The sequence below is a fragment of the Actinoalloteichus spitiensis RMV-1378 genome (assembly GCF_000239155.1).
Classification (GTDB): Bacteria; Actinomycetota; Actinomycetes; order Mycobacteriales; family Pseudonocardiaceae; genus Actinoalloteichus_B; species Actinoalloteichus_B spitiensis.
Genome location: NZ_AGVX02000280.1, coordinates 1 through 5,350, shown reverse-complemented (window position 1 = coordinate 5,350; position 5,350 = coordinate 1). Strand labels below are relative to the sequence as shown.

At 73.9% G+C, this 5,350-nt stretch carries 5 protein-coding genes; 3 read left to right on the top strand and 2 right to left on the bottom strand.

The annotated features are described in order from the left end of the window. Positions 1 to 85: 85 nt before the first annotated feature. Positions 86 to 862: an EI24 domain-containing protein gene (locus ACTIDRAF_RS0213235; protein ID WP_016699215.1), complete on the bottom strand. Its 777-nt coding sequence runs from the start codon at positions 860 to 862 to the stop codon at positions 86 to 88. Positions 863 to 940: 78 nt separating this feature from the next. Continuing rightward, entirely contained in the window at positions 941 to 1,792 is an 852-nt protein-coding gene (locus tag ACTIDRAF_RS0213230; protein WP_016699214.1) for a DUF5753 domain-containing protein, read from the bottom strand. 181 nt (positions 1,793 to 1,973) lie between these two features. On the opposite strand from ACTIDRAF_RS0213230, the gene ACTIDRAF_RS28715 reads away from it, so the two are divergent. The 3 genes from ACTIDRAF_RS28715 (at position 1,974) to ACTIDRAF_RS0213215 (ending at position 5,309) form a co-directional block, all read left to right on the top strand. Further along, positions 1,974 to 2,618: a hypothetical protein gene (locus tag ACTIDRAF_RS28715; RefSeq protein WP_016699213.1), complete on the top strand. Its 645-nt coding sequence runs from the start codon at positions 1,974 to 1,976 to the stop codon at positions 2,616 to 2,618. A gap of 205 nt (positions 2,619 to 2,823) precedes the next feature. After that, the gene (gene bla, locus ACTIDRAF_RS0213220) at positions 2,824 to 3,759 is read left to right on the top strand and encodes a class A beta-lactamase (protein WP_026066060.1); all 936 of its coding nucleotides are present in this window, start codon (positions 2,824 to 2,826) and stop codon (positions 3,757 to 3,759) included. Between the two features lie 146 nt (positions 3,760 to 3,905). Further along, positions 3,906 to 5,309 carry an MFS transporter gene (locus ACTIDRAF_RS0213215; protein ID WP_016699211.1) on the top strand — a complete coding sequence of 468 codons (1,404 nt, stop codon included), beginning with the start codon at positions 3,906 to 3,908 and terminating at the stop codon, positions 5,307 to 5,309. Positions 5,310 to 5,350 lie beyond the last annotated feature (41 nt).

Genomic DNA, 5,350 nt, shown 5'->3' with positions numbered 1-5,350 from the left:
GGGGCGCCCCGGTCGCGGCCCCCGGCCAACAGCACCCGGGGCCGGCACGTCGGCCGCGCGGCCGGTGGCCGCCGGGGAACGCTGATCACCCGGCGGTGGCCGACGACCCCTCGTCCTCGGTGAGGGCTCGGTGGGCGACCAGCGTCCCGCCGGCCAGCGCTGCCGGCATGACCAGGAGGGCGGCGAAGGGCACCAGGAGCAGCAGGTAGGTGGGCAGCGCGAAACCCCACGCGCGCATCCGGTTCCTCCGCAGGCACCGGTGGCGCTCCCCGAGGGTGCGACCACGACGACCGAACGGGACAGCCGTCATCTCCAGCCCCAGCAGCCAGCCGTTGACCAGGACACCCAGCACGGGGGCCAGCACCGGGCCGGCCACGGGTACCAGGCCCACCAGGAACAGGGGTATCGCGACCAGGACCGCGATGAGCACCAGCAGCGCGGTCTCCCCCAGCCCCACCGAGAAGGAACGCCACCAGGACGCCTCCTCCGCCTCGGGAACCCCTCCCAGATCGTCCTCGACCCGCTCGGCGATCGCCTCGTAGAACGGCCCGCCGATCGCCAACGCGACACCCGTGAAGCTGAGCACCGACACGGTCAGTGCCAGCGCCACCACCGCCACGCCGGCGGCGACGCGCACCAACGTCCGCAGGGGAGCCGCCCAGTCGTCGGCGAACGGGGTCACCAGCGCGGCGAGGTCCCCGGAGAAGTAGATGAGGGTGGCGATCGCGCCGAGCATGAGCACCGAGGTCAGCAACGCGGGCAACGCGCCCAACAGCAGGAGGCGCGGCGTACGCGTCACCAGCCCGAACCCGCGCCCCAGCATGCCGACGCCGCTGAGGAAGTTCCGCACTCCGTTGATCACCGGCGGAGCATAGGACAGCGGTGGAGGAACGCCCGTGAGGTCTCCGGGGACGCCGCCCAGCGGTGGCGACCCTCGACGTCAGTCACCCACGAGTTCTCGGGCCCGCCGGTCCAGCACCGCCGCCGACTCCCGGTCGGAGAGCGCCGTCGCCCCGACGCGCTCGCACGCCAGCCGGTAGGGGGCGGCCGGTCCCGCTCCACCGAGGACGGCCGTTCCGCTGGGGAGGTCCAACCTGACCAGCGGGGGGACCCGCTCCGACTCCAACAGCTGGAAATCACCGACACCCAGCAGGGTGGCCAGCCGCGCCCTCGGCACGACCTGGACGCGCACGTGGGGCAGCTTCACCAGCTCCAACAGGTGCCACAGCTGACCAGCCAGCACTGTCGGGCGCAGGTCGGGGCCGGGGTGCAGGGCCGGCTCTCCGAGGAGGACGCGCAGCGAGGGCGGGCGCGCCCGGTGCAGGATCTCCTGACGTTCGAGCCGGGCGGTGACCTCCTCCTCCACGACCGGCGCCGGCGTGCCCGAGGCAGCCAGCCACGCACGCGCGTACTCCGCCGTCCGCACCACCTCGGGCACCAGGAACGCCGAGGTCTCGACGATCGAGGTGGTGTCCGAGCTGGACGGGCCCGTCCCGTCGGGCGGGTCCGCCGCCACCCAGCGCCGCCGTCCCCCGCGCCGCTGCGCGAGGTCCAGGAGTTCCCCCGTCACGCTCACGAACTCCCCGACCGCCACCCCGACCTCCGTCAGGTAGGCGGCCGCCTGCGCGACGGTGGGCAGCGCGTCACCGCGTTCCCAGCCGCCGACGACGCCCACCGGGACCCCGACCCGGGTCGCCACGCTGCGGGGAGACAGCCCGGCGGCCAACCGGGCCTGCCGGAGACGGGCGCCCAGCGCCCGGGAGCGAAGTGACCGCCCGCTGCTGCTGGCCATCCGGCAACGCTAGTCAGCTCCCCCGCGACACCGGAACGGTTCAGCCCGGGAATGACTCCTTCGGTGGATCCCCGCGGCCGGTTGGTGGCCCGGTCCCGGAGGAAAACACCTCGATCGGCGGGCACTCCGATCAGTACGGTGCGAGGCGGTTCGCCACCCACCCATGTCGAGGAGCCCGGGAATGCCCGTTCCTGCCCTGCCGACCGTGACCCGGCCCGACGCCTGGACGGTGGTGGTCAGGGAGCGAGCCGTCGGAGACGAGGACCCGGCCCGCGCCGGCGACGCGGTCGTCGCCGGGTGGGACGCGCGGGACTGGCCGCCCCGACTGTTGAGCAGGACGTGCCTCCGCAGCGTCACCGGCAACACGCTGCTCGAGTACGAGCAGTGGTCCCAGTCCCCCGAGGAGGACCACTCCGCCCAGGGCCGGCACGCCCCCGACCCGACCCGACCGGGAACCGGGTACCAGCTCTACCGCAGCAGTGCCACCAGCCTCCGCCAGCCCACCGGCTGTGTCGTCGCCGTCATGGTCGACCTGGGCCACACCGACCCCGTCGCGGCGAGGAAGTGGGTCGACGAGATGGTCGACGGGACCAGCGAGCACGGGACCGACCACGACCAGCCCCTGCCCGGGCTGGTCGCCGCCCACTTCCACGTCGGCCTCGACGGGAGCCGCATCCTCAACTACGCGGAGTGGACCTCTCCCGAAGCCCACCGTTCCGCCATCCCCGGCCCCGATTCCGACGATCCCCGCGCCACCGGCGCCGGGCGGCCGGGAGTGCGGGTGATCCGGTTCCTGCCCCACGCCCAGCGGGAGTCCCGACCCTGATCCGGCGCCGCCCGTCGTCCGCCGCGCGGTGGCGACCGTCCTCGTCGGCCTGGCCGGGCGGTCTCGCAACCCCCGCCGGGGCTCCGACGTCCTCCGGGAGACCGGACCACCGCGGGTCCCCCGTCCGCGCCCAGGGGTGGGGACCCACCAGAGCGTTCGGCGGGCGGACCGGCCCGCGGTCGAGATGAAGGAGAACACCACCGCCATGCCACCCGAGCTGTCCCGCCGTTCCCTCCTCGCGTTGGCCGCGCTGGCACCGCTGGCCGGCTGCGCCGCCGCCGGAGCCGGGCGGGAACCCGTGGGCGGGGAACCGTCCTCCCCTCCCACGCAGCTGACCCCGTCGCCGACGCCGTCGACGGAGGAGCGGGAGGTGGCGTTCGACCGCGTCGAACGGGAACACGACGTGCGGCTGGGGGTGTACGCGCTCGACACCGGAAGCGGGCGGGTGCTCGTGCACCGCGCCGACGAACGCTTCGCGTACTGCTCCACGATCAAGGCGCTCGCGGCGGGCGCGGTCCTCCGGGTGAGTTCCGACGAGCGGATGGACGAGGTGATCCCCTACCGGCAGGCGGACCTCGTCAGCCACTCACCCGTCACCGAGGACCACGTCGGGACTGGCCTGAGCCTGGGCGCGCTGTGCGAGGCGGCCGTGCGGAGCAGCGACAACACCGCCGCCAACCTGATGCTCACCGAGCTCGGCGGGCCGGACGGTTTCCAGCGGGTACTGCGCGAGCTCGGCGACGAGGTGACCCGCAGCGACAGGTACGAGACGGAGCTCAACGACGCCGTCCCCGGCGACGAGCGCGACACCAGCACGCCCCGGGCGCTGGCGAGCACCCTGCGGGCACTGCTGCTCGGCGACGCGTTGCCCGGCGAGCGCCGCGAGGTGTTGGAGGACTGGATGTCGAACAACGCCACGGGCGACGAGCTGGTCCGCGCCGGCGTGCCCTCGACCTGGCGGGTGGTGGACAAGTCGGGCGGCGGCTACTACGGGACCCGCAACGACATCGCGGTGGCCTTCCGCCCGGACGCTCCCCCGATCGTCCTCGCCGTGCTCACGAGCCGGACCGAGCGCGACGCGGAAGGGCGCGCCGAGGCCGTCGCGGCGGCGGCCCGCGTGGTGGCCGACACCCTCGGCTGAGCCCTCGAGCGCCGAGCGGGACGGGCACCCTCACCGCCTCCGCCAGCCTCCTGTGAGGACCTTTTCCGCTCGGCGTAACGCGGCGACCCCGGCCGGTAACAGGCGCTGCCTAGCGTGGCTCTCGCCCGCCGCGAGAGGAGACCGCCGTGCCGGTGACGACGGACGACAACGCCCACCCGTCCGGTGACCGAAGCCTGGACCGCTGGGACCCGGAGGACCGCGAGTTCTGGGAGCGGACCGGCAGGCACGTCGCCCGGCGCAACCTGCTCCTCTCGGTGCTCTCCGAACACGTGGGGTTCTCGGTGTGGAGCGTCTGGTCGGTGATGGTGCTGTTCATGACCCCCGAGATCGGCTTCCACTTCACCTCGGGGGAGAAGTTCCTGCTGGTCTGCACGCCCACCCTGGTGGGAGCGCTGCTCCGCCTGCCCTACAGCGGGTGGGTGTGCCGCTTCGGCGGCCGGAACTGGACGGTCGCCGCCACGGCGGTCCTGCTCGTCCCGACGCTCCTGGCCGCGGTCCTCGTCCAGCGGCCGGAGACCCCGTACTGGGTCTTCCTCGTCGTGGCGGCGGTGGCGGGTGTCGGCGGGGGGAACTTCGCGTCATCCATGACCAACATCAACGCCTTCTACCCCGAGCGGCACAAGGGCTGGGCGCTCGGGCTCAACGCGGGCGGCGGGAACCTGGGCGTCGCCGCCGTCCAACTCGTCGGCCTCGCCGTCATCTCGGTGGCCGGGTCGACCAGCCCGGCCTACGTCGCGGCCGTGTACCTGCCGGTCATCGTGCTGGTGGCGGTGGCCTGCGCGCTGCGGATGGACAACCTGCCCGGACTCCGCGCCGACCACGACGCCCGGCGGGAGGCGGTCCGCGAACCCCACACCTGGCTGATCTCCCTGCTGTACGTGGGGACCTTCGGGTCCTTCATCGGCTACGGGTTCGCCTTCGGCCTCGTCCTCCAGACCCAGTTCGGGTTCAACCCGGTGGAGGCGGCCTCGCTGACCTTCGTCGGTCCTCTCCTCGGTTCGCTGAGCCGCCCGGTGGGCGGCTGGTTGTCCGACCGGTTCGACGCCGCCCTGGTCACGTTCTGGACCTTCCTGGCGATGGCCGCCGGCACGGCGCTGCTCGTCCTGGCCTCATCGCGGGGGTCGTTCCCGCTGTTCATCGGGGCCTTCACCGTGTTGTTCGTGCTGACCGGCGTGGGGAACGGTTCCACCTACAAGATGATTCCGGTCGTGTTCCGGGCGCGGGCGGCCGGCCGCGCGCTCGAGGGACGGCCCGGGTCGGACGCGGCCTGGGCGCGTCGGACCACCGGCGCGGTGATCGGTCTGGCCGGGGCGGTGGGCGCGGTGGGAGGCGTCCTGATCAACCTGGCGTTCCGCGCGGCCTACGACGGCGAGGCGGGCACCGGGACCGGCGCGTTCCTGTCCTTCCTCGCCTTCTACGGCCTGTGCGTGCTGGTCACCTGGGCGGTGTACCTGCGGGCTCCCCGACCCAGGAACGGCACCCGTGCCCCCGGGCGGGGCGCACCCGTGGCGGTGGGGGGTGGGGCATGAGGGGCACGGCACCCGCGTCGGGCCCGGCCGGGCGCGACCGC

What these genes read in the sequence shown, in the direction of transcription:
- ACTIDRAF_RS0213230 (WP_016699214.1), bottom strand. Translation starts at nt 1,792, where the DNA reads ATGGCCAGCAGCAGCGGGCGGTCACTTCGCTCCCGGGCGCTGGGCGCC.
- ACTIDRAF_RS28715 (WP_016699213.1), top strand. Translation starts at nt 1,974, where the DNA reads ATGCCCGTTCCTGCCCTGCCGACCGTGACCCGGCCCGACGCCTGGACG.
- bla (WP_026066060.1), top strand. Translation starts at nt 2,824, where the DNA reads ATGCCACCCGAGCTGTCCCGCCGTTCCCTCCTCGCGTTGGCCGCGCTG.